Here is a 26,199-nt window from a genome sequence, read left to right as displayed (position 1 = left end):
GAGGGAAAGTAAAACCAGTCTAAAACGTTCTTCATAAATTAAAATAAGGCATAATTTAATGAATCATTAAGCACAGGTTATTAATAGATGAGTTCACTCCTGCAACTGCTGCCCTATTTCGAAGCCGTCGCACGCCTGGGCAACTTTACCCGCGCAGCCAACCAACTGGGCGTCACGCCGCCGGCGGTGTCACAAAACATTCAGGCGCTGGAGAATCAGCTGGGGGTGCGCTTATTTCACCGCACCAGCCGCTCGGTGCGCCTCAGCGACGAGGGCCGGTTGTTCTATCAGAAGGTCTCGCCGGCCATGAGCCAGATCGACGTGGCGGCAGACGACGTGCGCACCCTGGGCGCACAGCCGGCGGGCCTGCTGCGCATCACGCTGCCGCAACTGGCCGCTTCGCTGCTGGTGATGCCGCACCTGGCGGAATTTCAACGGCGCTATCCCGAAGTACAGCTTGAGCTGTTTACCGAAGACCGCTTTTCCGATCTGGTACTGGGCAGTTTCGATGCCGGCATTCGCATGCACGCGATGCTGCAAAAGGACATGATCGCCGTGCCAATCGACAACGGCCAGCGCCGGGTGCTGGTCGCCTCGCCCGACTATCTGACGCGCTGCGGCGTACCGGCCACGCCGGACGATCTGCCAGCTCACCACTGCCTGCGCTACCGCTTTCCCGGCAGCGGAAAAATGGAGCCCTGGTATTTCAGCCTGGGCGACGATGAACGCGCGCTGGACGTCAGCGGCAGTTTGATCTTTAACGAGGATCGGTTGATCAAGGATGCGGCATTGGCGGGCCTGGGTATCGCACAGCGTTTTCAGGGCACGGTGGTGCAAGAACTGGCGCAGGGGCAACTGGTGGAAGTGCTGCCGGAGTATGCCAGCGAGGCATCGGGATTTTTCATCTACTTTCCCGCCGGCAGGCATCTGCCGCTCAAGCTGCGCGCCTTTATCGATTTCATGCGCGAGCGGCGTGAACGGCAGCATCGGTGGTAGGGGCGCCTCGCCGTCGCCCCTGAGCGTCAGTGCTTCTCCAGCGCCTGGATGATGTGGTAAGCCGCCTCGACGCGATCGTCATTCGGGAACCACTTGTTGGCCAACATCACCACGGCGATATTCTTCGCCGGGATAAACACCGCGTAGGTGGAGAAACCGCCGGTAGAGCCGGTTTTGTTATACCAGCCGGCGCGCAATTCCGGCTGCGGCGGCGTGATGGCGGTGGCCGGCGTGCCGTTCATGATCATCCCGGCGTTGTTGCCTTCAACCAAACGCGACAGCTTCACCGGATACGGGTAGTTCTCCCACATCAGATCCTGCGTGAACGCACCCGCCTTGTAATAACCGACGTGCGTGGCGGCCAGCGCCTCGCGCCACGGCTGCGCCACCTTCACCTGCTGCAGGTTGGCGTCCAGATAGCGAATCAGATCGCGGGCGTTGGACTTGATGCCGTAAGACTCGGCGTCCAGCGGGCCGGGATTGACCCGCACCGGTTTATCGTCCTTGCTGTAGCCCTGCGCATAGTTGGCCATCTGCGCAGCCGGCACCTGAACGTAGGTGTGGCTCATGCCCAACGCCGGCAGCATCCCCTGTTCCATCGCCTGGATAAACGGCTGGTCGAGGCTCTTGGCGGCGATCATGCCCAGCATGCCGATGCCGAGGTTGGAATAGACGCGGTAGCTGCCCGCCGGGTGTTTCGGCTGCCAGGCCCGGTAGTACGCCATCAGTTGGGCGTTGTCGGTTACGTCGTCCGGCACGAACAGCGGCAAACCGGAGGTATGCGTCGCCAGATTCAGCAGGCTGACGCCGTCGAAGGCGCTGCCGCGCAGCTCGGGCAGGTAGCGGCTGGCCGGGTCTTTAAACGACAGTTTGCCCTGCTGCTGCGCATAGACCGCCAGCGTCGCGGTGAAGGTTTTGCTCAGCGAGCCCACTTCGAACAGCGTCTGCTCGGTGATCGGTTTGCCGGTCTGCTTCGAGGCAACGCCATACGGGTAAATCTGCTGTTTGCCGTCGACCGACACGGCGATCGCCATGCCCGGCACGCCATATTTTTTCATCAGCGGCTGAATAACGGCGTCGATATCCTGCTGCTGCGCGGCGTGCGCGGTCGGCAGGATCAGTGCGGCGATCAGCGCGGCCGCCAGGCGGTTCATTTTCGTCATGATAGAAGCTCTTAGGTTGCAGGGCATCGGCCGCGGCCAAAAGTTTTTGTTGGCGTTATACACGGCGCTTTCCCTGATTGATGATGTCATTCCTTTACGGCTGCCGCGACGTTCTCAGCAGCCGCGCCAAATATCGGATTTTGCCGCCGGGTTGACAAGCGATAATAATTTCAGCCAGCATAAAGAAAAACTTATGGCTATCGACAATGCGCAATCGACTTCCCCTCAACGCCCTGCGGGCGTTCGAATCCTCCGCCCGCCACCTGAACTTCACCCGCGCCGGCCTGGAGCTGCGGGTGACCCAGGCCGCCATCAGCCAGCAGGTACGCATGCTGGAAGAACAGCTGGGCATCCAGCTGTTCCGCCGCCTGCCGCGCGGGCTCGATTTGACCGAAGAGGGTCAGGCGCTGCTGCCGGTGTTGAGCGACGCCTTCGACAGCATTGAGGCGGTGCTGCAGCAGTTCGAAGGCGGGCATTTCCACGAGGTGCTGACGGTGGCGGTGGTCGGCACCTTCGCCGTCGGCTGGCTGATGCCGAGGCTGGCGGCGTTCCGCACGGCGCACCCGTTTATCGATCTGCGGGTGCTAACCCACAACAATCTGGTCAATCTGTCGGCCGACGGTATGGATTTCGCCATCCGCTTCGGCGAAGGCCTCTGGCCCGCCACCTGCAATATTAAGCTGTTCGACGCGCCGCTGACGGTGCTCTGCCCGCCGACGGTTGCCGCGCGCCTGAGCACGCCGCAGGATCTGCAGCACGAGCAGCTGATGCGCACCTACCGCAAGGATGAATGGGAGCGCTGGTTCACGGCGGCGCAGGTGACGCCGTGGCGGATCAACGGCCCGGTGTTCGACTCGTCAAGGCTGATGGTGGAAGGCGCGATCCAGTGCGATGGCGTGGCGCTGGCGCCGGTCAGCATGTTCCGCCGCGAACTGGCCGCCGGCGCGCTGCAAAGGCCGTTTGCCACCGAGGCCGCGCTCGGCGCCTATTGGCTGACCCATTTGAAGTCGCGGGATCTGACGCCGGCGATGAAAACCTTTATCGGTTGGATCCGCCGGGAGGCGGAAGAGGAGCAGCGGCGGGACTAGGCGGAGCCGCGCCGGATCAGCGTCGGCGGCAGAATGACGTTCTGCGCCGGCAGGTCGGCGTCACCGATACGCTGCAGCAGGCGCGCAGCGGCGCTGCGCCCCACTTCCCGCGCCGAGCTGGAGACGAAGGTCAGCGGCGGTTCGGTCAGCTCGGCCTCCGGCACGTCGCCGAAACCGATCAGCGCTACCTGCCGGCCGTAGTAGGCGTCGACCCCGTCCGAGCCGATGCTGCGGCCGCTGCGCGTCAGGCCAAAATAGGCGCCGAGCGCGACCGACGCCTTGTGGCAAACGATGGCGGTAATGTTCGGGTAGTGGCGCAGCAGCTGTTCCGCCGCTTCCGCCGCCTCACGCTGCCGGCAATCACACTCGACGATCCATTCGCTGCGAAACGGCAGACCGTACTGTACCAGCGTGGCGCAAAATCCGCCCAGCCGCTCGGCGCGCGTCAATGAGTCGCTCTGGCCGCCGAGGTAAGCAATTTGGCTGTGGCCGCGTTTGATCAAAAATTCGGTGGCCAGCTTGGCGGCCTGCATATTGTCCGGCCGCACCACGTCCACGCCCTCGAGACCGCTGGAGCGCGCCACGCACACCAGCGGCACGCTCTGCTCGGCCGCCTTTTCCTTCAGGCCCGCCGCCGCGCGGATGCCGCCCGCCAGCACGATGCCGTCAACGCCCTGCGCCAGCAGCGCGTCAAACGCCCGCTGCAAGCCTTGGCCATCGCGCCCGCTCTGGGTTAAAAACAGCAGCTTGTCGTGCGCCTCCAGCGCCTCGCTCAGCCCGGCGGTCATTTCGGCATAGAAGGGTTCGCAGATGTCGCGCAGAATAAGGCCAATCACTCCGGACTCCGCGCCGCGCAGCGTCGCCGCCTGGCGATTGCGCACATAACCCAGCTGCTCTATCGCCTGATTGACCTTCTCGACGGTGGTCGGCGAAATGCGCCCCTTGCCGCTCAACACCAGGGAAACCGTGGTGACCGACACGCCCGCCTGCTGCGCCACATCGGTGATGGTGATTTTTTTGATGCTCATAGTCTCTGCGAACCCGTTCCTGGGCAACCCGCGCCGTAATGATCAAGGGTATACCGAATCCGTTAGCTCAGTAAAACGTTTTACTGCCTGCCGCATTGTCGCCAAAAACCGGGCGGCAGATTTGTGATTGGCGGCGCATTTTTGCTAGGTAAAACGTTTTATCTTCTTTTTACCTAATCAGAAGTCCCCTTTTTGCTCGTCTTTTCGCCAGGAGAAGTCGGTTATGTCAGCAGCCAACAAACCCAAAATCACCCTCTGGGAGTTCTTCCAGAGCCTGGGCAAAACCTTCATGTTGCCCGTCGCCTTGCTCTCTTTCTGCGGCATCATGCTGGGGATCGGCAGCTCGCTGAGCAGCCGCGACGTGATCACCCTGATGCCGTTTATCGGCCACCCGATCTTCCAGCTGATCTTTACCTGGATGAGCAAGGTAGGCTCCTTCGCCTTCAGCTTCCTGCCGGTGATGTTCGCCATCGCCATTCCGCTGGGCATGGCGCGTGAGAACAAGGGCGTCGCCGCCTTCTCCGGCTTCGTCGGCTTCGCCGTGCTGAATCTGGGCACCAACTTCTACCTGACCGCCGCCGGCGTGCTGCCCACCAGCGATCCGCTGGTGCTGAAAGCCAACAATATCCAGAACATCCTCGGCATTCAGTCGATCGATACCGGTATCCTCGGCGCGGTGATCGTCGGCATCATCGTCTATCGCCTGCATGAACGCTTCCACACCATCCGCCTGCCGGACGCACTGGCGTTCTTCGGCGGCACGCGCTTCGTGCCGATCGTCACCACCGTGGTGCTGGGCCTGTGCGGCCTGGTGATCCCGCTGATCTGGCCGTGGTTCGCCGCCGGCATCACCGGGCTGGGCTGGGTGATCAACAGCGCCGGCGCCTTTGGCCCGATGCTGTTCGGCACCGGCGAACGCTTGCTGCTGCCGTTCGGCCTGCAGCACATTCTGGTGGCGCTAATCCGCTTTACCGAGGCGGGCGGTACCATGGAGGTGTGCGGCCACAACGTCAGCGGTGCCCTGACCATCTTCCAGGCGCAGCTCTCCTGCCCAACCACCACCGGCTTCGCCGAGAGCGCCACCCGCTTCCTGTCGCAGGGTAAAATGCCGGCGTTTCTCGGCGGCCTGCCGGGCGCGGCGCTGGCGATGTACCACTGCGCCAAGCCGGAGAACCGTCATAAAATCAAAGGGCTGTTGATTTCCGGCGTGGTGGCCTGCGTGGTTGGTGGCACCACCGAGCCGATCGAGTTCCTGTTCCTGTTCGTCGCGCCGTTCCTGTATCTGATCCACGCGCTGCTCACCGGGTTGGGCTTTACCGTGATGGCGCTGCTGGGCGTGACCATCGGCAACACCGACGGCAACATCATCGACTTCGTGGTGTTCGGCATTCTGCACGGCACCGCCACCAAGTGGTATCTGGTGCCGGTGGTGGCCGCCGTCTGGTTCGTCGGCTATTACGCCATTTTCCGCTTCGCCATCCAGCGTTTTAACATCAAAACGCCGGGCCGTGAGAGCGACAGCGCCGTCAGCCAAAGCGCGACGAGTGGCGCGGTGGGCAAATCCGGCTACAACGTGCCGGCGATTCTGGCGGCGCTCGGCGGCCCGGGCAACATTATCACGCTGGACAACTGCATCACCCGCCTGCGCCTGTCGGTCAACGATATGAGTCAGGTGGACGACGCGGCGCTGAAGGCCCACCGCGCCATCGGCGTGGTGCATCTCAACGACCATAATCTGCAGGTGGTGATCGGTCCGCAGGTGCAATCGGTGAAGGATGAATTAGACTCACTGATAGCCACGGCGCAACCTGCCGCGGCGCTGCAGGGAGCCACCCATGTTTGATTTCTCCACCCCGATCGACCGCCACGGCACCTGGTGCACCCAGTGGGACTATATCGCCGATCGTTTCGGCAGCGACGACCTGCTGCCGTTCACCATCTCCGATATGGATTTCGCCACCGCGCCGTGCATTCTCGAGGCGTTGCAGCAGCGCCTGCAGCACGGCGTGCTGGGCTACAGCCGCTGGCAGCATGAGGATTTTCTCGGCGCGCTGCGCCACTGGTATCAGCAACGCTTCAACACCGCTATCGACACCGCAACGGCGGTGTACGGCCCTTCCGTTATCTACATGGCGGCGCAGCTGATCCGCCAATGGTCCATACCGGGCGACTATGTGGTGACCCATACCCCGGCCTATGACGCCTTCTACAAGGTGATCCTCGCCAACCAGCGCCAGCTGCTGGCCTGCCCGCTGCACAAGGCCGGCGACGACTGGCGCTGCGACATGGCGCATCTCGAAGCGCTGCTGGCGCGGCCGCAGACCAAGATCCTGTTGCTGTGCAGCCCGCATAACCCCACCGGCAAAGTGTGGCGCCGCGACGAGCTGCAGCAGATGGCCGAACTGTGCGAGCGCCATGACGTGCGCGTGATCAGCGATGAAATCCACATGGACATGGTCTGGGGTGAACACCGCCATACGCCGTGGAGCCAGGTGGCGACCGGCGCCTGGGCCTTGCTGACCTCCGGCTCCAAGAGTTTCAACATTCCGGCGCTAACCGGCGCCTACGGCTTTATCAGCGACGACGCCAGCCGCGAAGCCTATTTCCAGCAGCTCAAAGCCCGCGATGGCCTCTCCTCGCCGGCGGTGCTGGCGGTGGCGGCGCACGTGGCCGCCTACCGCCACGGCGAACCCTGGCTGGACGCCCTGCGCGACTACCTGCAGGATAATCTGACCTACGTCGCCGAGCGGCTGGAGCAGGCGTTTCCCGCGCTGGGCTGGCGCCCGCCGCAGGCCACCTACCTGGCCTGGATCGATCTGCGGCCGCTGGCCGTGGACGATCGGGCGCTGCAGCAGGTGCTGATCGAGCGTGAAAAGGTGGCGATCATGCCGGGCTTTACCTACGGCGAGGAAGGCCGCGGGTTCCTGCGTCTCAACGTCGGCTGCCCGCGCAGCAAGCTGGAGGCCGGCATGGACAAGCTGATCGCCGGATTGAGGTTGGTGCTGGACGAGCAATAACGCGAGGGGGCGAGCCTCTGCCCGCCCCGGCGTTACGCCTGAACAGACGGGATCTCCTCCAGATAACGATAAACCGTCAATCCCCACTCGTTGGCCAGCCGCACGTCGTTATCGGCCCCCGCAGACGCCCCTTCGATGCGATACACCGCCTGACACTGTGCAATCAGCCGATGCGCCACCGGGTAAAGAAACGCCTCGCTCACCGCATCGCCAACCTGAGTGGAACCTGCCGCCGCCGCCAAAGGCAGCGCCAGCCACTCGCCGATCACCGGCACGTGCCCCCGCTGGTAAACCGCCAGCGCGGCCTGTTCCAGGCGCGCCAGATTGGCGGCGATACGCTGCGGATCGCCATCGGTGCCGCTGCGATAAGGGCCGGCAATCAAGATTTGTTGTGCTTTCATCGTTCTTCCTCCAACGTCCGGTTCAAGGCGACAAACTGCAGCAGCATGATGGTCTTGGCGTCAACGATCGTGCCCTGGCGAATCGCCTGCAGGGCTTGCGCCAGCGGCAGCTCGAGCACCTCCAGATCTTCCCCCTCCGCCGCCAACCCGCCGCCCTCGTTGATGCGGTCGCCCGCCTGATATTCGCCGACGAAAAAGTGCAGCTTCTCGGTGACCGAGCCTGGGCTCATATAGGCTTCGAATACTTTCTCCACGCTCTGCACGAAATAGCCGGTTTCCTCTTCCGCTTCGGCGCGGATGCGTGCCTCCGGCGACGCGTTGTCCAGCAACCCGGCGGCAGCCTCAATCAACATGCCGTCATGGCCGTTGACGAAGGCCGGAAAGCGGAACTGGCGCGTCAGGATCACCGTTTGCGCCTGCCGGTTGAACAGCAAAATGACCGCGCCATCACCGCGATCGTAGGTCTCGCGACTTTGCCGCTGCCAGACGCCGTCGCGCCGCAGAAAATCAAAGGTGGTTTTTTTCAGCAGGTACCAGTCATCGGACAACACCCGGGTTTCGACAATGCGAACCCTGTCTTTAGTGGCTATCATCGGTTTACTCCGCCAGAGGAAGGAAATTGATACTATCGTGCAGTTTCGTGTATGATCAAGATATTTCGTGCAAACCAAATTTGAGAGGAAAATGGCCATGTTGACCAGCCAGCGCAAGAAAATCATCCTGGAAAAACTGGCTCAGGACGGCCAGGTGTTAGCCAAGCAGCTCAGCGAAATGTTCGGGTTGTCGGAAGATACGGTCCGGCGCGATCTGCGCGAATTGGACGCCGAAGGGTTGCTACAGCGGGTGCATGGCGGCGCCCTGCCGGTTTCTTCCGCCATTGCCAGCTTTGCCGAACGCAATCAGTTGGAATCCGGCGCCAAACGCGCGATCGCCAAAGCGGCAGCGGCGCTGATCGCCCCCGGCCAGGTAGTGATTATCGACGGAGGCACCACCTCTGCAGAGCTGGTCAGGCAACTGCCGGCCAACCTCAACGCCACCATCGTCACCCACAGCCCCAGCGTCGCCGTGGGCCTGGTCGATCACCCCACGGTCGAGGTGATTCTGATCGGTGGCCGGCTGTACAAGCATTCGATCGTCAGCGTCGGCGCCGCCGCGGTGGAAGCGATGTCGCATATTCGCGCCGATCTCTATTTTATGGGCGTGACCGGCGTACACCCCACTGCGGGGCTGAGCACCGGCGATCTGGAGGAGGCTTACATCAAACGCGCGCTGGCGGCCCGCGCGGCGGAAACCGTGGTGCTGGCTTCCGCCGCCAAGCTTAACGCCGCCTCGCAGTATGCGATCGGCGATATTACGCTGGCGCACACCATCATCGTTGAGCGGGCTACCGATGACGCGCTGATCGCGCCGTTGCAGCAGGCGGGCGTCAGCGTGTTGAAAGCCTGATTCACGACGATAATGCGATATATCTCGCATTATTTGTGATTCACGTCACTTTTTTATGCAACGCGATGGCAAGTTTCATCCATTTGTTTTTATACTGTTCTGCACTTTACCTACGATAATTAGCGAGTGCCCAGCATGATCGATCCCCGCCTACCGCTTACCGACATTCACCGCCATCTCGACGGCAACATCCGCGCGCAGACCATTCTCGACCTCGGTCGCCAGTTCAATCTCTCCCTGCCGGCCAACGATTTGGAGAGCCTGCGCCCGCACGTGCAGATCACCCATGCCGAACCGGATCTGGTCAGCTTCCTGCAGAAACTGGACTGGGGCGTGGCGGTGCTGGGCGATCTGGACGCCTGCCGCCGGGTGGCTTACGAAAACGTCGAGGACGCCGCCAACGCCGGCCTGCACTACGCCGAGCTGCGTTTTTCCCCTTACTACATGGCGATGAAGCATCAGTTGCCGGTCGCCGGCGTGGTGGAAGCGGTGATCGACGGGATCCGCTCGGGCTGCCGCGATCGCGACATCGACATTCGCCTGATCGGCATCATGAGCCGCACCTTCGGCGAGGCTGCCTGTCTGCAAGAGCTGGAAGGATTGCTGGCGCACCGCGACGGCATTACCGCGCTGGACTTGGCGGGCGATGAGCTGGGCTTCCCCGGTAGCCTGTTCCTCGGCCACTTCAACCGCGCGCGCGACGCCGGCCTGCGCATCACCGTGCACGCGGGCGAAGCCGCCGGCCCGGAAAGCATCTGGCAGGCGATCCGCGAGCTGGGCGCCGAACGTATCGGCCACGGGGTGAAAGCGGTCGAAGATCCAGCGCTGATGGACTTCCTGGCGGAACACGGCATCGGCATCGAGTCCTGCCTGACCTCCAACATCCAGACCAGCACCGTGCCGTCGCTGGCGCAGCATCCGCTGGCCACTTTCCTGCGCCACGGCGTGCTGGCGTCGATCAACACCGACGATCCGGCGGTTCAGGGCATCGAGATCGAGCATGAATACCGCGTCGCCGCGCCGCAGGCCGGGCTGACGCCGGAAGAAATCCGCACCGCTCAGGAAAATGGCCTGAAGCTGGCTTTCCTCAGCGAACAGGAAAAACAGGCACTGCGCGCCAAAGTGCAGGGCTAAATCTCCCAAGGCGCCAAACGGCGCCTTCTTCTCATCCCCCGTTTTCTTCCGCCTGCTCGTCTTTATCGCTGTTTTCACCCCATCACTCTGTGGCAAGAGAGGAATTCCGTATGTCTGACAAACTACGCCGCATCGTGCTGACCGGCGGCCCGGGTTCGGGCAAAAGCACGCTCATCGACGTTCTTCATCGCCGTGGTTACCCGCACTCCTTGGAGGCGGGCCGGGCGATTATTCAGCATCAGGTGAATATTGGGGGTAATGCGCTACCGTGGGGCGATCGTCAGGCTTTCGCCGAGCGGATGCTCGATTGGGAACTGCATTCATGGCGCGAAGCGACGGGTGCAACATGTTGGTTCTTCGATCGCGGCCTGCCGGATATCGCCGGTTACCTGACGCTGTGCGGATTATCGATCCCCGCCCCCTTAACGGCGGCGATCGACGCCTTTCGCTATGCCGATACGGTGTTCATCACCCCACCGTGGCGAGCGATTTATGCGCAGGACAGCGAGAGGAAACAGTCTTTCGCCGAAGCCGAGCAGACCTATCGGGCGATGGTGGCCATCTATCGCCGTTATGGCTATCGGCTGCAAGCGCTGCCGCGCGTTTCACCCGATGAGCGCGCCGACTTTCTGCTCGACGCGCTGAGCCACCGTTAGCGGCCTGCGGCCTATTTGGCCACCAGCGCCTCCGCCTCGGCCCGCTGTTTAGCGGTTTTACGCGCATAGCGCTGCGCCAGCACCGCGCACACCATCAGTTGAACCTGGTGGAAAATCATCAGCGGCAGCACCATGGCGCCCACCGCCGCGGCCGGGAACAGCACGTTGGCCATCGGGATGCCGTTCGCCAGGCTCTTTTTCGAGCCGCAGAAGACGATGGTGATCTCATCGGCGGTGTTGAAGCCCAGCCAGCGCGCCGCATAGGTGTTGATCACCAGCACCACCGTCAGCAGCACCAGCGACATCACCAGGATGGTCAGCAGCGACCAACCGTCGATACGGTGCCAAATCCCTTCCACCACCGCCGCGCTGAATGCGGTATACACCACCAGCAGGATCGATGAACGGTCGGTCAGGTTGATCAACTTGCGATGGCGATCGACCCACTTGCCGATCAATGGCCGCGCCAGGTGACCGACCACAAATGGCACCATCAATTGCAGAATGATCGAACCGATGGCGTGCAATACGTCGGTATTGCCGCCCTGGGTATGCATCAATGCTCCCACCAGCAGCGGCGACAGGAACACGCCGAGAATGCTCGACGCCGAGGCGCTGCAGATCGCCGCCGCCACGTTGCCGCCCGCCGCCGACGTAAAGGCGATGGCCGATTGCACCGTGGCCGGCAGCGCGCACAGGTAGAGGAAGCCGAGATAGACCGTCGGCGTCATGATGCCCGGCACCAGCAGGTTCATCGCCAGCCCGAGCAGCGGGAACAGCGCAAAGGTGCTGAGGAACACCAGCAGATGCAGCTTCCAGTGACTCATGCCGGCGATGATCGCCTCGCGCGACAGCTTGGCGCCGTGCATAAAGAACAGCAGCGCGATGGCGGCGGTGGTCAGGTGTTCAAAGAAGGTTTTCCAGATGCCTTCGCAGGGGAACAGCGAGGCGACGATCACCACAAAAATCAGAACCAGCAAAAATTTATCAATGCGCAAACGCTGCAACCAGGACATGAAACGGATTTCCTTGCACGTAAAGTCGTAAAAAGGCCCGACGTTGCGCCGGGCACAGAGGAATGAACGGGATCAGACCACCGGCAGCGCCTGCTGCAGCCGGGCCGATTCCAACCCCAGTTCGATCAATGCCATTACCGCGATGGCGTCGGCGGCCGGCACCGGATTTTCGCCTATGCCGGCAATCGCGTCGCGCACCGCCGCGTAATAAGCCGGGTAGTTGCCGGGAATATTGAGCAGCGGTTTCTCAGCCAGCAGATCGTCACGTGACAGCGTCACTACACCGTCGCGCATGTCATAGCCCCAATCGGCCTGTGGCAGGCGCTCACCGGCCTTCAGTCGGTCTTCCTGCGGATCCAGGCCATATTTGACATAGCTGCCACGGGTGCCGTGCACCACGTAGCGCGGGCTCTCTGCCGCAGCCAGCATGCTGGCGTGCAGCACCACACGGCGATCGCCATAGCTCAGCAGCGCGTGGAAATAGTCCACCGCCTGCGCCCCCGGCCGCAGCTCACCCAGATCGACAAACAGCCGTTCGGGTTTGCCGAAGAGTTGCAGCGCCTGATCGAGCAGATGCGGCCCCAAATCGAACCAGATGCCGCTGCCGACGCCGCCTTGTTCACGCCAGCGCTGGCGCACCTGCGGCCGATAGCGATCGAAATGTGACTCGAAATACACCACCTCGCCCAGCGAACCGTCGTTCAGCAGCGCTTTAAGGGTGAGGAAATCGCTGTCCCAGCGGCGGTTGTGGAACACCGACAGCAATAAACCACTCTGCTGCGCCTGCTGTTGCAGTGCCTGTGCTTGTGACAATGTCACGGTAAACGGTTTATCCACCACCACGTGCTTGCCGGCGGCCAACGCCTGCTGCGCCAGCGGGAAATGGGTATCGTTGGGGGTAGGAATGACGATCAGATCGAGGGCCGGATCGGCGAACAGCGCCTGCGCACCACCCACCACCGTCATCGACGGCCAGTCGGCGTGCACTTTGCCGGCATCGCTGCTGGAGACGGCGGCCAGCTCCAGCCCCGGTGTACCGGCAATCAGCGGCGCATGAAAGGTTTTGCCGGCGTAGCCGTAACCGACCAGCCCGACACGAATTTTCTCAGCCATGGGATTTCCTCTTGCTGGCTCACGACAGACCCTTTCGATTTGACACCATGCGGCCGGATGGAACAAGAAGTAAATGAGATGTTAATTCGAAGCGAGGCCGGCGTAGCCAAACGTGCGGCCCGGCGTCGCGATGCCGAGCTATCCGGTTGATAGAGATGACGAAGCCTATATTACCCGCTAAGCTATGCCGCCTGTGATCCCCGTTTCAATCAGGAAGCCTTTATGTCTCAAGCTGAATACACTCGTATCGGCGGTTGGTTGCTGGCCCCGCTGGCCTATCTGATCGTCACCCTGCTCAGCGCCAGCCTGATGCTGCTCCTGTACGCCATGGCGATCTTCATGCCCGAGTCGCGCGACTATCTGTTGACCAACGCCCAGGCATTTACCCTGCAATGGTACTTTTCGGTGCTGACCACGCTTTTGATGTGGGGCTTCACCCTGTGGCTGGTGTTTCTGTTTTGCCAGCGCTCGCAGCGCTTCCCCAAACTGTTCTTGTTATGGCTGCTGATCACGGTAATTCTGGCGGTGAAAGCCTTCGCCTTCGCGCCGGTGCCGGATGAAGTGGCGGTGCGCAGCCTCGGCTGGCCGCTGCTGATGGCGGCGCTGCTGGTGCCTTACATCAAGCGTTCGCAGCGGGTCAAAGGGACCTTTACCGAACGTTAAAGGGAGTTGCAGCACGTTTTATTGGGTGATTTGTGTAAATTTTCACCAAAAAAGGCAATACCCCTGCGATTCATATGTTGTCGTCCGGCCGCCGATTCCCGATAATAGGCGGCTTTTATTTTTTTAGGCATCGCAATGACCGAATACCTGCTCCTGTTTGTCGGCACCGTACTGGTGAACAACTTCGTTCTGGTGAAGTTTCTTGGCCTGTGCCCGTTCCTCGGCGTTTCCAAGAAGCTGGAAAGCGCCATCGGCATGGGAATGGCCACCACCTTCGTTATGACGCTGGCCTCCGTCAGCGCCTGGGTGATCAACACCTTTATTCTGGTTCCGCTGGATCTGGTGTATCTGCGCACGCTCTCCTTCATTCTGGTGATCGCCGTCGTCGTTCAGTTCACCGAGATGGTGGTGCGCAAGACCAGCCCGGCACTCTACCGCCTGCTGGGCATCTTCCTGCCGCTGATCACCACCAACTGTGCGGTGCTGGGCGTAGCGTTGCTTAACGTCAACCTCGGCTATAACTTCCTGCAGTCCGCCGTTTACGGCTTCAGCGCCGCCGCCGGTTTCTCGCTGGTTATGGTGCTGTTCGCCGCCATTCGCGAACGTCTGGCGGTCGCCGACGTGCCGGCGCCGTTCCGCGGCTCCTCGATCGCGCTGATCACCGCCGGGCTGATGTCGCTGGCCTTTATGGGCTTTACCGGGCTGGTGAAATTCTAATGACTGCGTTGTGGATAGCTATCGCGGCTTTAAGCGCGCTCGGGCTGCTGTTCGGACTGGTGCTGGGTTACGCCGCGCGCCGTTTTGAGGTGGAAGAGGATCCGGTCGCCGAGCAGGTCGACGCAATCCTGCCGCAGAGCCAGTGCGGCCAGTGCGGCTACCCCGGCTGTCGCCCCTATGCCGAGGCAGTGGCCAACGGCGAGATGATCAACAAATGCGCGCCAGGCGGCGAACAGGTGATGCTGAAACTGGCGGAGCTGCTCAACGTAGAGCCGCAGCCGCTGGGTAGCGAAGCCGCCGCCGAGCCGGTGCGTAAGGTGGCCTATATCGACGAGGCCAACTGCATCGGTTGCACCAAGTGCATTCAGGCCTGCCCGGTGGACGCCATCGTCGGCGCCACCCGCGCCATGCATACCGTCATTACCGACCTCTGTACCGGCTGCGATCTGTGCGTCGCCCCTTGCCCTACCGACTGTATTGAAATGAGACCGGTCGCAACCACCACCGCCAACTGGAAGTGGGACATGAAGACGATCCCGGTGCAAGTGATCCACGTGGAGCAACATGCTTAATCTGTTCGCCGCCTTTAAAAAAGACCGGATCTGGGATTTCGACGGCGGGATCCATCCACCGGAAATGAAAACGCAGTCCAGCGGTACGCCGCTGCGTGTCGCTCCCCTGCCCAAGACCTTTATCATTCCGCTGCAGCAGCACCTGGGGCCGGAAGGCGAACTGTGCGTCAACGCCGGCGATCGGGTGTTGAAAGGCCAACCGCTGACCGTCGGCCGCGGCCGCACCGTGCCGGTGCATGCCCCGACCTCGGGCACCGTCAGCGCCATTACGCCGCACATCACCGCCCATCCGTCCGGGCTGACGGAGCTGTGCGTGATAATCGAGGCAGACGGGGAAGACCGCTGGTGCGAGCGCGATCCGGTGGCGGACTATCGTCAATCCCCTGTTGCGGAACTGATTCAACGTATTCATCAGGCCGGCATCGCCGGTCTGGGCGGCGCCGGTTTCCCGACCGCCAGCAAGCTGCAAGGCGGCATGAGCGGCGTGGAAACGCTGATCCTCAACGCCGCCGAGTGCGAGCCTTACATCACCGCCGACGACCGCCTGATGCAGGAACATGCCGATCAGATCATTGAAGGCACGCAGATCCTGCAACACATTCTGCAACCCAAGCTCACGCTGATCGGCATCGAAGACAACAAACCGGAGGCAATCGCGGCGCTGAAACAGGCGTTACGCGGCCAGTCCAGCATTGCGCTGCGCGTCATCCCGACCAAATACCCGTCCGGTGGCGCCAAGCAGCTGACCAAAATTTTGACCGGCAAGGAAGTGCCGCACGGCAAACACTCCTCCGCTATCGGCGTATTGATGCAAAACGTCGGCACCGCCTTCGCCATCAAGCGAGCGATCGTCAACGGCGAACCGCTGATTGAGCGCGTAGTGACCCTGACCGGCGAGGCGATCGAGCGCCCCGGCAACCTGTGGGCGCGCATCGGCACGCCGGTGCAGCACCTGCTTGACTTCACCGGTTTCCGCCCGCAGGCGCAGCAGATGGTGGTCATGGGTGGCCCGCTGATGGGCTTCACCCTGCCCGCGCTGAACGTGCCAATCGTCAAGATCAGCAACTGCATTCTGGCGCCGACGGTCGATGAAATGACGCCGCAGGAACCCGAGCAATCCTGCATCCGCTGCGGCCTGTGCGTGGACGCTTGCCCCGCCGGGCTGCTGCCGCAACAGCTGTACTGGTTCAGCCGCGGGCAGGAGCACGACAAGGCACGTAACCACAACCTGTTCGATTGCATCGAATGCGGCGCCTGCGCGTTCGTCTGCCCCAGCAACATTCCGCTGGTGCAGTACTACCGTCAGGAAAAGGCCGAAATCAAGGCTATCGATCTGGAGGCGGCGCGCACCGCCGAGGCCAAGGCCCGTTTCGAAGCCAAGCAGGCCCGTCTGGAGCGCGAGAAACTGGCGCGCGAAGAGCGACATAAAAAGGCCGCCGTGAAACTGACCGACGACGATCAGGGCGCGGTGCAGGCCGCGCTGGCGCGCGTACGCAGCAAGAATGCCGAAGCGGCGGTTACGCCGGTCGACGGCCAGCAGCCGGACAACAGCGAGATGATCGCTGCCCGCGAAGCACGTAAAGCGCAGGCGCGCGAACGACGTGCCCAGCTGGCTGCCGAGGTGGAAACGAAAGCACCGCCGGCGGCCACCGGCGACGACGCGCGTAAAGCCGCCGTGGCCGCGGCGCTGGCCCGCGTGAAAGCGCGTAAAGAAGCGCCGGCCGCAACAGAGGACGATCCGCGGAAAGCGCCCGTTGCTGCCGCCTTGGCGCACGTGAAGGCCAAAAAAGCGGAGCAACAATCTGACGCCCCTGCAGCGGCGGAACCGGCTCCGGCAACCGCCGAGGAAGATCCGCGCAAGGCCGCGGTGGCAGCGGCTATCGCCCGCGCCAAAGCCAAAAAAGCCGCGCAGAAGGCCGATGCCCCTGCAGCGGCGGAACCGGCTCCGGCTGCCGCCGAGGAAGACCCGCGCAAAGCCGCGGTTGCCGCGGCACTGGCACGTCTAAAAGCCAAGAAAGCCGCGCAACAGGCGGATGCTCCTGCAGCGGCGGAACCGGCTCCGGCTGCCGTCGAGGAAGACCCGCGCAAGGCCGCGGTTGCCGCGGCACTGGCACGTGTAAAAGCCAAGAAAGCCGCGCAACAGGCGGATGCTCCTGCAGCGGCGGAACCGGCTCCGGCTGCCGTCGAGGAAGACCCGCGCAAAGCCGCGGTTGCCGCGGCACTGGCACGTGTAAAAGCCAAGAAAGCCGCGCAGCAGGCGGATGCTCCTGCAGCGGCGGAACCGGCTCCGGCTGCCGCCGAGGAAGACCCGCGCAAGGCGGCGGTGGCAGCGGCTATCGCCCGCGCCAAAGCCAAAAAAGCCGCCAGGGAATCGCTGACGGCGGAAACGGAAGACAAATGATGACAGCGGCGCCTGGCCGCCCCCGGGTGCCGTTTAATCGATAGAAATCAGGTAGGTGTAATCCACTTCAATCTGGCGCAGTTTGGATTCCGGATTCCACTCTTTGGTTTGAATGATCTCCATTTCCATACTGCCGCGCACCTCATCCTTCAGCCCCGGCATCACATGCGACATCAGGTAGCCGAAAAACTGCAGACACTCTTTCGCCGTGCCCTTATGGTTGATGGAGATAAACTCGCGGCTCGGCAGATGGAAGGTGTCGATCTGATGGTTGGAAAGAATATCCTTTTTGTGTTCAGGATCGACCGCCATCACCAACGTGGACGAGAGCTCGTCGCCCTCCCCGGCATGAGGAGAATAAATGCTGTAAATTCGCCGACAGTCAACGTGCAACCCCTTGAAGAAGTCGTTGAAAATCTCGTCCTTCATCGCCATGCAGGAAGAATATTCCAGCTCCTGTTCGGAGGCGAAATCCAACCGGCGCGTGAAGCCGACCAACTGCATGTCGGGCAGCGTCAACCGCTTCACTTCCGGATAATAACCGGCACCGTAGCTGGCTTCGAAGTTAAAGCGCGGCATCAGGTTTTTCACGTCCCAGTGCGCCATCGAGCGGTAGCGATTGGGCGTGGTGCCGAAGCGCTGCTTGAACATGCGGGTGAAGGTCTGCTGTGAATCGAAGCCCAGCTCATCGGAAATGTCGATGATGGAGCGGCGAGTAATGCGCAGCGCCACCGCGGCGCGCGTCAGGATGCGCGAACGGATATAGGTGGCGAGTTGAATGCCGGTAATACGCTTGAATTTACGCTGCAGATGCCACTTGGAATAGCCCGAAATACGCGCGACTTCATCCAGGTTTGGCCGTTTCTCCAGATGTATCTCCACCCACTCAATTAGCTCTTCAATAAAAAAAATGTCTTCATTTGTCATTATTATGGATTCACTGACTCAATAATGTTCGCGATAGTAACCTACACGGATTATGTGAAAGTTGTTATTTTGTGCGGAAATCTGGAGAAAAATGATATCTCATTCAGACGCTTAACCCATTTTCCGCGGTCGATGGCGGCACAAGTTCCACTGACAATTCCTCACGTTAGCCCATTTACCGGCCAAAAAAAAATCAAATCGCGCCGTCCCGATCGCCAGATGTGCGGAAAGCCGAATACCCCTACCATTAAGGCGTATTACCCTCGCATCGAATCAGGTAGAATGCTCGGCTATTATTTTTTGCCGCGCCCGCAATTCGGCGCATCGAAACTGCCGCAGGCGCGGCGCAGAAGGTATCGTTACTCTATGAAGTTCAGGCCGGTATCACCCACAGCCGCCAAAGGCTTACACATCGCCAGCTCGCCGTTCACCCACAACCAGCAAAGCACCAGCCGCATTATGCTGTGGGTGATGTTGGCGTGCATTCCCGGCATCGCAGCGCAGATTTGGTTTTTCGGCTACGGCGTGTTGATCCAGGTGGCGCTGGCGGCGATCGTCGCGCTGGCGGCGGAAGGCGCGATCCTAAAACTGCGCAAGCTGCCGGTGCGCAGCCGGCTGGCGGATAACTCCGCCCTGCTGACCGCGCTGCTGCTCGGCATCAGCCTGCCGCCGCTGGCACCCTGGTGGATGATCGTCATCGGTACGTTCTTCGCCATCGTCATCGCCAAGCAGCTGTACGGCGGCCTTGGGCAGAACCCGTTCAACCCGGCGATGGTCGGTTACGTGGTGCTGCTGATCTCCTTCCCGGTGCAGATGACCAGTTGGCTGCCGCCGGATGAGCTGCGCGCCACCGCGCTACCGTTCCACGACACACTGCTGGCCATTTTCAGCGGCCATACTTCGCAAGGCGCGACGCTGCATGAACTGCAGATGGGCGTGGACGGCATCAGCCAGGCCACGCCGCTCGATGGCTTCAAAACCGGCCTGCGCAGCGGCCACAGCGTGGAACAGGTGTTGCAGCAGCCGCTGTTCGGCGGCGCCCTGGCTGGCATCGGCTGGCAGTGGGTCAACCTCGGCTTCTTGGCCGGTGGTCTGTTTATGCTGGCGCGCCGCCTGATCCATTGGCAGATCCCGTTCAGCATGTTGGCCGCCATCGCTTTCTGTTCCGGTCTGGCCTGGTGGCTCGATCCGGCGCATCAGGCTTCGCCGCTGATCCACCTGTTCTCCGGCGCCAGCATGCTGGGCGCGTTCTTCATCGCCACCGACCCGGTCAGCGCCTCCACTACGCCGAAGGGCCGTTTGATCTACGGCGCGCTGATCGGCGTGCTGGTGTGGCTGATCCGCGTCTATGGCGGCTACCCTGACGGCGTGGCCTTCGCCGTGCTGCTCGCCAACATCACCGTCCCGTTAATCGACCACTACACGCAGCCGCGCGTGTACGGCCATCGCTAAGGAGCCGCCATGCTGAATTCCATGAGAAAGCACGGCACCACGCTGGCGGTGTTTGCGGCGGTCACCACTGGCCTGACCGCCGTGGTCTACGCCCTGACGAAAACCACCATCGCCCATCAGGCGGCGCTGCAGCAAAAAGCGCTGCTCGATCAGGTGGTACCGCCAGAAAACTACGACAACATCATGCAGAACGAGTGCTTCCTGGTCAGCGACCCGGCGCTCGGCGACGGCGCGCCGCACCGTTTATACCTGGCGCGCAAAAACGGGCAGCCAACCGCCGCTGCGCTGGAAACCACCGCGCCGGACGGTTACTCCGGCGCCATCAAGCTGCTGGTCGGCGCCGATTTCAACGGCACGGTGCTCGGCACCCGGGTGATTGAGCACCACGAAACCCCGGGGCTGGGTGACAAAATTGAACTACGCATTTCCGACTGGATTTCTTTCTTCAGCGGCAAGAAAATCGAAGGCCCTGACGATAAGCGCTGGGCGGTGAAGAAAGACGGCGGTATGTTCGACCAGTTCACCGGCGCGACCATCACCCCGCGTGCGGTGGTCAATGCGGTGCGGCGCACGGCGTTGTATATGGAAACGCTGCCGCCTAAACTTGAAAGCTTACCTGCGTGTGGAGCCAGCGAATGAGTGAAGCCAAAGAATTGATCGTCCAGGGGTTGTGGAAAAATAACTCCGCCCTGGTGCAGCTGCTGGGCATGTGTCCGTTGCTGGCGGTGACGTCCACCGTCACCAACGCGCTGGGCCTGGGGCTGGCCACCACGCTGGTGCTGACGTTGACCAACGCCTCCATCTCCGCGGTGCGCCGCTGGGTACCGAGCGAGGTGCGTATTCCTATCTACGTGATGATCATCGCCGCGGTGGTGAGCATCGTGCAGATGCTGATCAACGCCTATGCCTTCGGGCTGTATCAGTCGCTCGGCATCTTTATTCCATTGATCGTGACCAACTGCATCGTGGTGGGCCGCGCCGAAGCGGTGGCCGCCAAGAAGCCGGTCGGCCTCTCGGCGCTGGACGGCATGGCTATCGGTCTCGGCGCTACTGGCGTGATGGTGACGCTGGGCTCGATGCGCGAACTGCTGGGCAACGGCACGCTGTTCGACGGTGCCGACCTACTGCTGGGCAGTTGGGCCAAGTCGCTGCGCATCGAAGTGGTGCACTTCGACAGCCCGTTCCTGCTGGCGATGCTGCCGCCGGGTGCCTTTATCGGCCTGGGGCTGCTGCTGGCGGTCAAATATCTGATCGACGAAAGAATGAAGGCGCGCAAAGCCCGCGCCGTGGCAGTGGAACCGCTGTTGGAACAAGGACGTGCTGAGAAGGCCTGATGAACAAGCAGAAGCGACTGGAAATTCTGACCCGGCTGCGCGACAACAACCCGCACCCGACCACCGAGCTGGTGTACACCACGCCATTTGAACTGCTGATTGCGGTGCTGCTGTCTGCGCAGGCCACCGACGTAAGCGTCAACAAGGCGACCGCCAAGCTTTACCCGGTCGCCAACACCCCCGCCGCCATGCTGGCGCTGGGGGTTGATGGCGTCAAGGAGTACATCAAGACCATCGGTCTGTTCAACAGCAAGGCCGAAAACGTGATCAAGACCTGCCGCATGCTGCTGGAGCTGCACGGCGGCGAAGTACCGGAGGATCGCGCCGCGCTGGAAGCACTACCGGGCGTCGGCCGCAAGACCGCCAACGTGGTGCTCAATACTGCCTTCGGCTGGGCGACCATCGCCGTCGACACCCATATCTTCCGGGTGTGCAATCGCACCCACTTCGCGCCGGGCAAGAACGTCGATCAGGTGGAAGAGAAGCTGTTGAAGGTGGTGCCCGCCGAATTCAAGGTCGATTGCCACCACTGGCTGATCCTGCACGGGCGCTACACCTGCATCGCGCGCAAACCGCGCTGCGGTTCCTGCATTATCGAAGACCTGTGCGAGTATAAAGAAAAGGTTTATCCGGAATCCTGAGCCTGTTGGGTGCGGCAAACCGCACCCGTCGCTTCATCTCTCCCCGCCAGCGCCTCTTTTTTATCGGAAATGTGATATCGCGCAGCAGTAACCCCGGTGTTATCACGGTTTTCAGTGAAAAACTCAGTGCCGTGTTATTTTCAAGCGAAAAATTAGTCGAAAATTGCGGTGAACGTCACGCTTTCAGGATCACAAGGCGTTCACAAATGCCAGCCTCGTTTTCTTAAATTTCTATAATTTTACAAAATGCGTCATATGCACAACATTCCAATGGATTAATAACCACACATACACTGATGCGCTAAAAAATAGCAATTCAGCAGAATATATCCCTGTTTAAAATCCGTATAGCTTTTAATCAAAACAAAAAATCGGCAAATCATTAAAACCCGAAAGTTAATACTGCATAACATTTGCAACATCGCAGCATAATCCTGCGAGCGTTAAATGTAACCGAATATGACAAACTGCTTGCCACGTTGACAAAGATAGTGAACATTAACCGCCGTCCCCATCCTATAACAACGCAAAAGGATGCCGTTCCGCATCAACTTTTGTACTTTCCCGTCCTCCAAAGACGGGCTGCGAAAAAACAGAGGTACCAGTGTCAACAGCAAACAACCAACACCCGGAGAGCGTTAGCCTTAACGCGTTCAAACAACCGAAAGCGTTCTATCTGATCTTCTCGATCGAACTGTGGGAGCGTTTCGGCTATTACGGCCTGCAGGGCATCATGGCGGTTTATCTGGTCAAGATGCTCGGCATGAGCGAAGCCGACTCCATCACCCTATTCTCTTCCTTCAGCGCCCTGGTATACGGCTTCGTCGCCATCGGCGGCTGGCTGGGCGACAAGGTGCTGGGTGCCAAACGCGTGATCGTGCTCGGCGCACTGGTGCTGGCCGCCGGTTACGCCATGGTGGCCTACTCCGGCCACGACATCTTCTGGGTCTACATGGGTATGGCGACCATCGCCGTGGGCAGCGGCCTGTTCAAGGCTAACCCGTCCTCCCTGCTGTCCACCTGCTATGAGAAAGACGATCCGCGTCTCGACGGCGCCTTCACCATGTACTACATGTCGGTGAACATCGGTTCCTTCTTCTCCATGCTGGCCACCCCGTGGCTGGCAGCGAAATACGGCTGGAGCGTGGCGTTCTCCCTGAGCGTGGTCGGCATGCTGATCACCCTGGTCAACTTTATGATGTGCCACAAGTGGGTGAAGGAAAACGGCTCCAAGCCTGACTTCAAGCCGCTGCATCTGCCGAAACTGCTGATGGTACTGGTCGGCATCGTGGCGTTGATCGCCGTGTCCAGCTGGCTGCTGCACAACCAGGTGATCGCGCGCTGGGCGCTGGCCCTCGTTTCCGCCGGCATCGTGCTGGTGTTCGCCAAGGAAACCTTCGCCCTGCACGGCGCCGCACGCCGCAAGATGATCGTCGCCTTCCTGTTGATGCTGGAAGCGGTGGTGTTCTTCGTGCTGTACAGCCAAATGCCAACCTCACTGAACTTCTTCGCCATCCACAACGTGGAACACAGCATCTTCGGCATCGCCTTCGAGCCTGAGCAGTATCAGGCGCTGAACCCATTCTGGATCATGCTCGCCAGCCCGATTCTGGCCGCGCTGTATAACAAAATGGGCGATCGCCTGCCGATGCCGCACAAGTTCGCTTTCGGTATGATCCTGTGCTCCTGCGCCTTCCTGGTGCTGCCATGGGGCGCCAGCTTCGCCAACGAACAGGGCATTGTGTCGGTCAACTGGCTGATCCTGAGCTACGCGCTGCAGAGCATCGGTGAGCTGATGATTTCTGGCCTGGGTCTGGCGATGGTGGCACAGCTGGTGCCGCAGCGTCTGATGGGCTTCATCATGGGTTCCTGGTTCCTGACCACCGCCGCCGCCGCGCTGATCGCCGGTAAGGTTGCCGGTCTGACCGCCGTCCCAAGCGACATCAACGACGCGCACGCTTCGCTGGCCATCTACAGCCATGTGTTTATGCAAATCGGCATCGTCACCGCCGTCATTGCTATCCTGATGATGCTGACCGCGCCGAAACTGTACCGCATGACGCTGGATACCACCGAAGACGCCAATCAGAAAGCGCAGGAAGCCACCGCGGCTCACTGATCGTCGGTAGATTGGGCGTAAATAAAAACACCGAGGTTAACGCCCCGGTGTTTTTTTATGCCCGCAATAAACGGGTTTACGCTGATTTGGGTTTATCGCTCAGGTTGGCCCACATGAATTCGCTTACCAGTGCGCTGTGGAATGCCGCCTGTTGCTTGTCGGCGGCGGCGCTGTGCCCGCCTTCGGTATTTTCATAGAAATAAGCCTGCTGATATCCCATCGCCTGCATGCGCGCCGCCATTTTGCGCGCGTGGGCCGGGTTGACCCGATCGTCGCTGGTCGCGGTATAGAACAACACCGGCGGATAGGCCGTCTGCGTCTGAATGTTGTGGTACGGCGAGAAGGTCTTGATGTAGGCCCACTCCTCCGGCTTGCTCGGGTCACCGTATTCGGCGATCCACGACGCGCCGGCAGAAAGCTGCGTATAGCGCTGCATGTCCAGCAGCGGCACTTCGCAAACGATGCAGCCGAACAGCTGCGGATACAACGTCAGCATATTGCCCACTAACAGGCCGCCGTTGCTGCCGCCGCGCGCGCCCAGATGCGGTGCCGAGGTCACCTTGCGTGCGATGAGATCTTCGGCCACGGCGGCGAAATCCTCGTAGGCGCGATGGCGGTTCTGCTTGAGCGCCGCCTGATGCCAGGCCGGGCCGTATTCGCCGCCGCCGCGGATGTTGGCCACCACGTATACCCCACCGCGTTCCAGCCAGGCCGGCGCCTTGCCGCCGAGATAGCCCGGCAGCAGCGGCACTTCAAACCCGCCGTAGCCATACAGCAGCGTCGGCGTGCTGCCGTCCGGTTTGAGATCTTTGGCGGCAATCTGGAAATACGGCACGCGGGTGCCGTCCTTGGAACGCGCAAAATGCTGGCTCACTTGGTAGCCTGACGCGTCAAAATCCTGCGGCGCCTGTTTCAGCAGCGTCGCCTCACCGCCATCGAGGTTGCCCATATACAGCGAGGTCGGTTGCAGGAACCCGCTGACCGTCAGGAAATAGGCGTTGCTCTCTTCGTCGATGCCGCCGGCGGAAAGGGTGCTGATGGCGCCGGGGTTGCCCAGCGGACGACGTTGCCAGCTGCCGCCCTGCGGCGTCAGCACTTCCAGACGGTTGACCACGTTATCCATGATACTGAGGATCAGATGATCGCGGGTACCGCTGTAGCCGCTCAGCGCCTGCTCCGCCGTTGGGGTAAACAGCAGTTGCAGCTCGCGCTTACCCGCCAGATAGTCATCGAAGTTGGCCGCCAGCAGCGCGCCGGACGGATAGCGCTTGCCGCCCACCTCCCAGTCGCTGCTCGGTTTGATCAGCAGCCATTCCCGATGCGTATCCAGCTCGGCGTCGGCCGGGATGTCGATTTTTTTCTGCCGGCCGTCCTGCATCAGCAAGAAATAGTCGCGGCGGTAGAAGTCCAGGCTGCGGCCGACGAAATCGCGCTCAAAACCCGGCGTGCGGTCGTGATAGGCGAAGACCGCCATGTCCTCGGGCTGCGCTTCGTACAGCGTTTCGGCGGCGCTCAGCGGCGTGCCGCGCCGCCAGCGCTTGGCGATGCGCGCGTAGCCGGACTGGGTCATCGAGCCGGGGCCGAAATCGGTGGCGATGAACAGCGTATCCCGATCGACCCAGGAGACCCGACTTTTCGCCACCGGTACATTAAAACCGTCTTTGACGAAGCGTTTGGCCACCAGATCGAATTCGCGGATCTCGGTGGCGTCACCGCCGTCCGGCGACAGCTGCATCAGGCAATAACGGTATTCCGGCGCCAGCGGTTGCGAGCCCTGATAGACCCAATCCTTGCCCTCCGCTTTGCCCAACGCATCGATATCCAGCACCGTCTCCCAGGCCGGTTTGGCCTTGCGGTACTCGTCCAGCGTGGTGCGCCGCAGCAGGCCGCGCGGGTTGGCCCGATCCTGCCAGAAGTTGTAATAGTACTCGCCGCGTTTGCTCACCCACGGGATTTGGGTGTCTTTATTAAGGATATCCAGGACTTCGCGCTCAATGCGCTGAAAGTCTTCACCCTGGCCGAAACGCGCCACGGTGCGCTGATTTTCCTGCTGCACCCATTGCAGCGCTTTTTTACCCTGCAGCTCCTCCAGCCACAGGAAGTCATCGCCGGCGGCCGCGCCGCCCTCCGCCGCCATCGCCAGGCGGATACTGTTAGGTAATGAAGTCATCGCGAATACGGCTCCTGCGGTTTGCGCACTGAGTTTAATGAACTGACGTCGATTGGTGACCGGCAAAATCAAGCTCCTTTTGAGTCGGCTACAACGCCGCCCCGTCATGGGCGACAGCCTGTGAAATAAGAGTCATTTTCAACAA

At 61.3% G+C, this 26,199-nt stretch carries 24 protein-coding genes; 16 read left to right on the top strand and 8 right to left on the bottom strand.

Features of this window, described 5'->3' with window-relative positions; genetic code table 11:
• Positions 1 to 87 precede the first annotated feature (87 nt).
• Positions 88 to 996 carry a LysR family transcriptional regulator gene (locus ACSJLU_RS11245; RefSeq protein WP_025302698.1) on the top strand — a complete coding sequence of 303 codons (909 nt, stop codon included), beginning with the start codon at positions 88 to 90 and terminating at the stop codon, positions 994 to 996.
• A gap of 26 nt (positions 997 to 1,022) precedes the next feature.
• On the opposite strand, the gene blaSRT is transcribed toward ACSJLU_RS11245, so the two are convergent.
• Entirely contained in the window at positions 1,023 to 2,159 is a 1,137-nt protein-coding gene (blaSRT, locus tag ACSJLU_RS11240; RefSeq protein WP_025302697.1) for an SRT/SST family class C beta-lactamase, read from the bottom strand.
• 206 nt (positions 2,160 to 2,365) lie between these two features.
• Between blaSRT and ACSJLU_RS11235 the strand changes: the two genes are divergently transcribed.
• Positions 2,366 to 3,247: a LysR family transcriptional regulator gene (locus tag ACSJLU_RS11235; RefSeq protein ID WP_043143290.1), complete on the top strand. Its 882-nt coding sequence runs from the start codon at positions 2,366 to 2,368 to the stop codon at positions 3,245 to 3,247.
• On the opposite strand, the gene ACSJLU_RS11230 is transcribed toward ACSJLU_RS11235, so the two are convergent.
• Positions 3,244 to 4,275: a Mal regulon transcriptional regulator MalI gene (locus ACSJLU_RS11230; RefSeq protein WP_147823743.1), complete on the bottom strand. Its 1,032-nt coding sequence runs from the start codon at positions 4,273 to 4,275 to the stop codon at positions 3,244 to 3,246. The two genes, ACSJLU_RS11235 and ACSJLU_RS11230, sit on opposite strands and share 4 nt — an antisense overlap.
• Before the next feature lie 223 nt (positions 4,276 to 4,498).
• Between ACSJLU_RS11230 and malX the strand changes: the two genes are divergently transcribed.
• Together malX and ACSJLU_RS11220 are read left to right on the top strand one after the other, a co-directional pair.
• Positions 4,499 to 6,118 (top strand): maltose/glucose-specific PTS transporter subunit IIBC, encoded by a 1,620-nt coding sequence (malX, locus tag ACSJLU_RS11225; RefSeq protein WP_197825463.1) that lies wholly within the window; start codon positions 4,499 to 4,501, stop codon positions 6,116 to 6,118.
• Positions 6,111 to 7,292, top strand: a complete 1,182-nt coding sequence (locus tag ACSJLU_RS11220) for a MalY/PatB family protein (RefSeq protein ID WP_043143295.1) — start codon at positions 6,111 to 6,113, stop codon at positions 7,290 to 7,292. The genes malX and ACSJLU_RS11220 overlap by 8 nt, the downstream gene beginning before the upstream one ends.
• Positions 7,293 to 7,324: 32 nt before the next feature.
• Here the strand turns inward: ACSJLU_RS11220 and ACSJLU_RS11215 are convergent, their stop codons facing one another.
• Together ACSJLU_RS11215 and ACSJLU_RS11210 are read right to left on the bottom strand one after the other, a co-directional pair.
• The gene (locus ACSJLU_RS11215; protein WP_025302692.1) at positions 7,325 to 7,693 is read right to left on the bottom strand and encodes a hypothetical protein; all 369 of its coding nucleotides are present in this window, start codon (positions 7,691 to 7,693) and stop codon (positions 7,325 to 7,327) included.
• On the bottom strand, positions 7,690 to 8,286 hold the full coding sequence (locus ACSJLU_RS11210; protein ID WP_025302691.1) for an NUDIX domain-containing protein: 597 nt from the start codon (positions 8,284 to 8,286) through the stop codon (positions 7,690 to 7,692). Before ACSJLU_RS11210 ends, ACSJLU_RS11215 begins: the two co-directional genes overlap by 4 nt.
• 97 nt (positions 8,287 to 8,383) lie before the next feature.
• Between ACSJLU_RS11210 and ACSJLU_RS11205 the strand changes: the two genes are divergently transcribed.
• From ACSJLU_RS11205 to ACSJLU_RS11195, 3 genes are all read left to right on the top strand, one after another.
• On the top strand, positions 8,384 to 9,139 hold the full coding sequence (locus ACSJLU_RS11205) for a DeoR/GlpR family DNA-binding transcription regulator (protein ID WP_025302690.1): 756 nt from the start codon (positions 8,384 to 8,386) through the stop codon (positions 9,137 to 9,139).
• A gap of 135 nt (positions 9,140 to 9,274) precedes the next feature.
• Positions 9,275 to 10,273 carry an adenosine deaminase gene (gene add / locus ACSJLU_RS11200; protein ID WP_380826806.1) on the top strand — a complete coding sequence of 333 codons (999 nt, stop codon included), beginning with the start codon at positions 9,275 to 9,277 and terminating at the stop codon, positions 10,271 to 10,273.
• A 110-nt stretch (positions 10,274 to 10,383) separates the two neighbouring features.
• Complete coding sequence (locus tag ACSJLU_RS11195) at positions 10,384 to 10,929, top strand: AAA family ATPase (protein ID WP_049295495.1); 546 nt, start codon at positions 10,384 to 10,386, stop codon at positions 10,927 to 10,929.
• A gap of 11 nt (positions 10,930 to 10,940) precedes the next feature.
• Here the strand turns inward: ACSJLU_RS11195 and ACSJLU_RS11190 are convergent, their stop codons facing one another.
• Together ACSJLU_RS11190 and ACSJLU_RS11185 are read right to left on the bottom strand one after the other, a co-directional pair.
• Positions 10,941 to 11,945 carry a bile acid:sodium symporter family protein gene (locus tag ACSJLU_RS11190; RefSeq protein WP_089180848.1) on the bottom strand — a complete coding sequence of 335 codons (1,005 nt, stop codon included), beginning with the start codon at positions 11,943 to 11,945 and terminating at the stop codon, positions 10,941 to 10,943.
• A gap of 72 nt (positions 11,946 to 12,017) precedes the next feature.
• A complete protein-coding gene (locus ACSJLU_RS11185; protein ID WP_025302687.1) occupies positions 12,018 to 13,058 on the bottom strand; it encodes an oxidoreductase in 1,041 nt (346 codons plus the stop codon).
• 222 nt (positions 13,059 to 13,280) lie between these two features.
• Between ACSJLU_RS11185 and ACSJLU_RS11180 the strand changes: the two genes are divergently transcribed.
• The 4 genes from ACSJLU_RS11180 (at position 13,281) to rsxC (ending at position 17,411) form a co-directional block, all read left to right on the top strand.
• On the top strand, positions 13,281 to 13,721 hold the full coding sequence (locus ACSJLU_RS11180) for a DUF2569 domain-containing protein (RefSeq protein ID WP_016927891.1): 441 nt from the start codon (positions 13,281 to 13,283) through the stop codon (positions 13,719 to 13,721).
• A 135-nt stretch (positions 13,722 to 13,856) separates the two neighbouring features.
• On the top strand, positions 13,857 to 14,438 hold the full coding sequence (gene rsxA / locus ACSJLU_RS11175) for an electron transport complex subunit RsxA (protein ID WP_004938443.1): 582 nt from the start codon (positions 13,857 to 13,859) through the stop codon (positions 14,436 to 14,438).
• Positions 14,438 to 15,010, top strand: coding sequence for an electron transport complex subunit RsxB (rsxB, locus tag ACSJLU_RS11170; protein WP_167324276.1), 573 nt, complete (start codon positions 14,438 to 14,440; stop codon positions 15,008 to 15,010). The genes rsxA and rsxB overlap by 1 nt, the downstream gene beginning before the upstream one ends.
• A complete protein-coding gene (rsxC, locus tag ACSJLU_RS11165) occupies positions 15,003 to 17,411 on the top strand; it encodes an electron transport complex subunit RsxC (RefSeq protein ID WP_342096223.1) in 2,409 nt (802 codons plus the stop codon). Before rsxB ends, rsxC begins: the two co-directional genes overlap by 8 nt.
• Before the next feature lie 33 nt (positions 17,412 to 17,444).
• Here the strand turns inward: rsxC and ACSJLU_RS11160 are convergent, their stop codons facing one another.
• On the bottom strand, positions 17,445 to 18,338 hold the full coding sequence (locus ACSJLU_RS11160) for a helix-turn-helix domain-containing protein (RefSeq protein ID WP_025302685.1): 894 nt from the start codon (positions 18,336 to 18,338) through the stop codon (positions 17,445 to 17,447).
• Between the two features lie 366 nt (positions 18,339 to 18,704).
• Here ACSJLU_RS11160 and rsxD point away from each other — a divergent pair, with 366 nt between their 5' ends.
• The 5 genes from rsxD (at position 18,705) to dtpA (ending at position 23,884) form a co-directional block, all read left to right on the top strand.
• Positions 18,705 to 19,790, top strand: a complete 1,086-nt coding sequence (rsxD, locus tag ACSJLU_RS11155) for an electron transport complex subunit RsxD (protein ID WP_025302684.1) — start codon at positions 18,705 to 18,707, stop codon at positions 19,788 to 19,790.
• 9 nt (positions 19,791 to 19,799) lie between these two features.
• Positions 19,800 to 20,429 carry an electron transport complex subunit RsxG gene (rsxG, locus tag ACSJLU_RS11150; RefSeq protein ID WP_025302683.1) on the top strand — a complete coding sequence of 210 codons (630 nt, stop codon included), beginning with the start codon at positions 19,800 to 19,802 and terminating at the stop codon, positions 20,427 to 20,429.
• A complete protein-coding gene (locus ACSJLU_RS11145; RefSeq protein WP_025302682.1) occupies positions 20,426 to 21,124 on the top strand; it encodes an electron transport complex subunit E in 699 nt (232 codons plus the stop codon). Before rsxG ends, ACSJLU_RS11145 begins: the two co-directional genes overlap by 4 nt.
• On the top strand, positions 21,124 to 21,765 hold the full coding sequence (gene nth / locus ACSJLU_RS11140; RefSeq protein ID WP_019455952.1) for an endonuclease III: 642 nt from the start codon (positions 21,124 to 21,126) through the stop codon (positions 21,763 to 21,765). Before ACSJLU_RS11145 ends, nth begins: the two co-directional genes overlap by 1 nt.
• A 604-nt stretch (positions 21,766 to 22,369) precedes the next feature.
• Positions 22,370 to 23,884 carry a dipeptide/tripeptide permease DtpA gene (dtpA, locus tag ACSJLU_RS11135; protein ID WP_025302681.1) on the top strand — a complete coding sequence of 505 codons (1,515 nt, stop codon included), beginning with the start codon at positions 22,370 to 22,372 and terminating at the stop codon, positions 23,882 to 23,884.
• 76 nt (positions 23,885 to 23,960) lie between these two features.
• On the opposite strand, the gene ACSJLU_RS11130 is transcribed toward dtpA, so the two are convergent.
• Positions 23,961 to 26,054 (bottom strand): prolyl oligopeptidase family serine peptidase, encoded by a 2,094-nt coding sequence (locus tag ACSJLU_RS11130; RefSeq protein ID WP_060447237.1) that lies wholly within the window; start codon positions 26,052 to 26,054, stop codon positions 23,961 to 23,963.
• Positions 26,055 to 26,199 lie beyond the last annotated feature (145 nt).

Source organism: Serratia bockelmannii (genome assembly GCF_051803255.1).
GTDB lineage: Bacteria > Pseudomonadota > Gammaproteobacteria > Enterobacterales > Enterobacteriaceae > Serratia > Serratia bockelmannii.
This window is presented reverse-complemented; position numbering and strand designations above follow the sequence as displayed.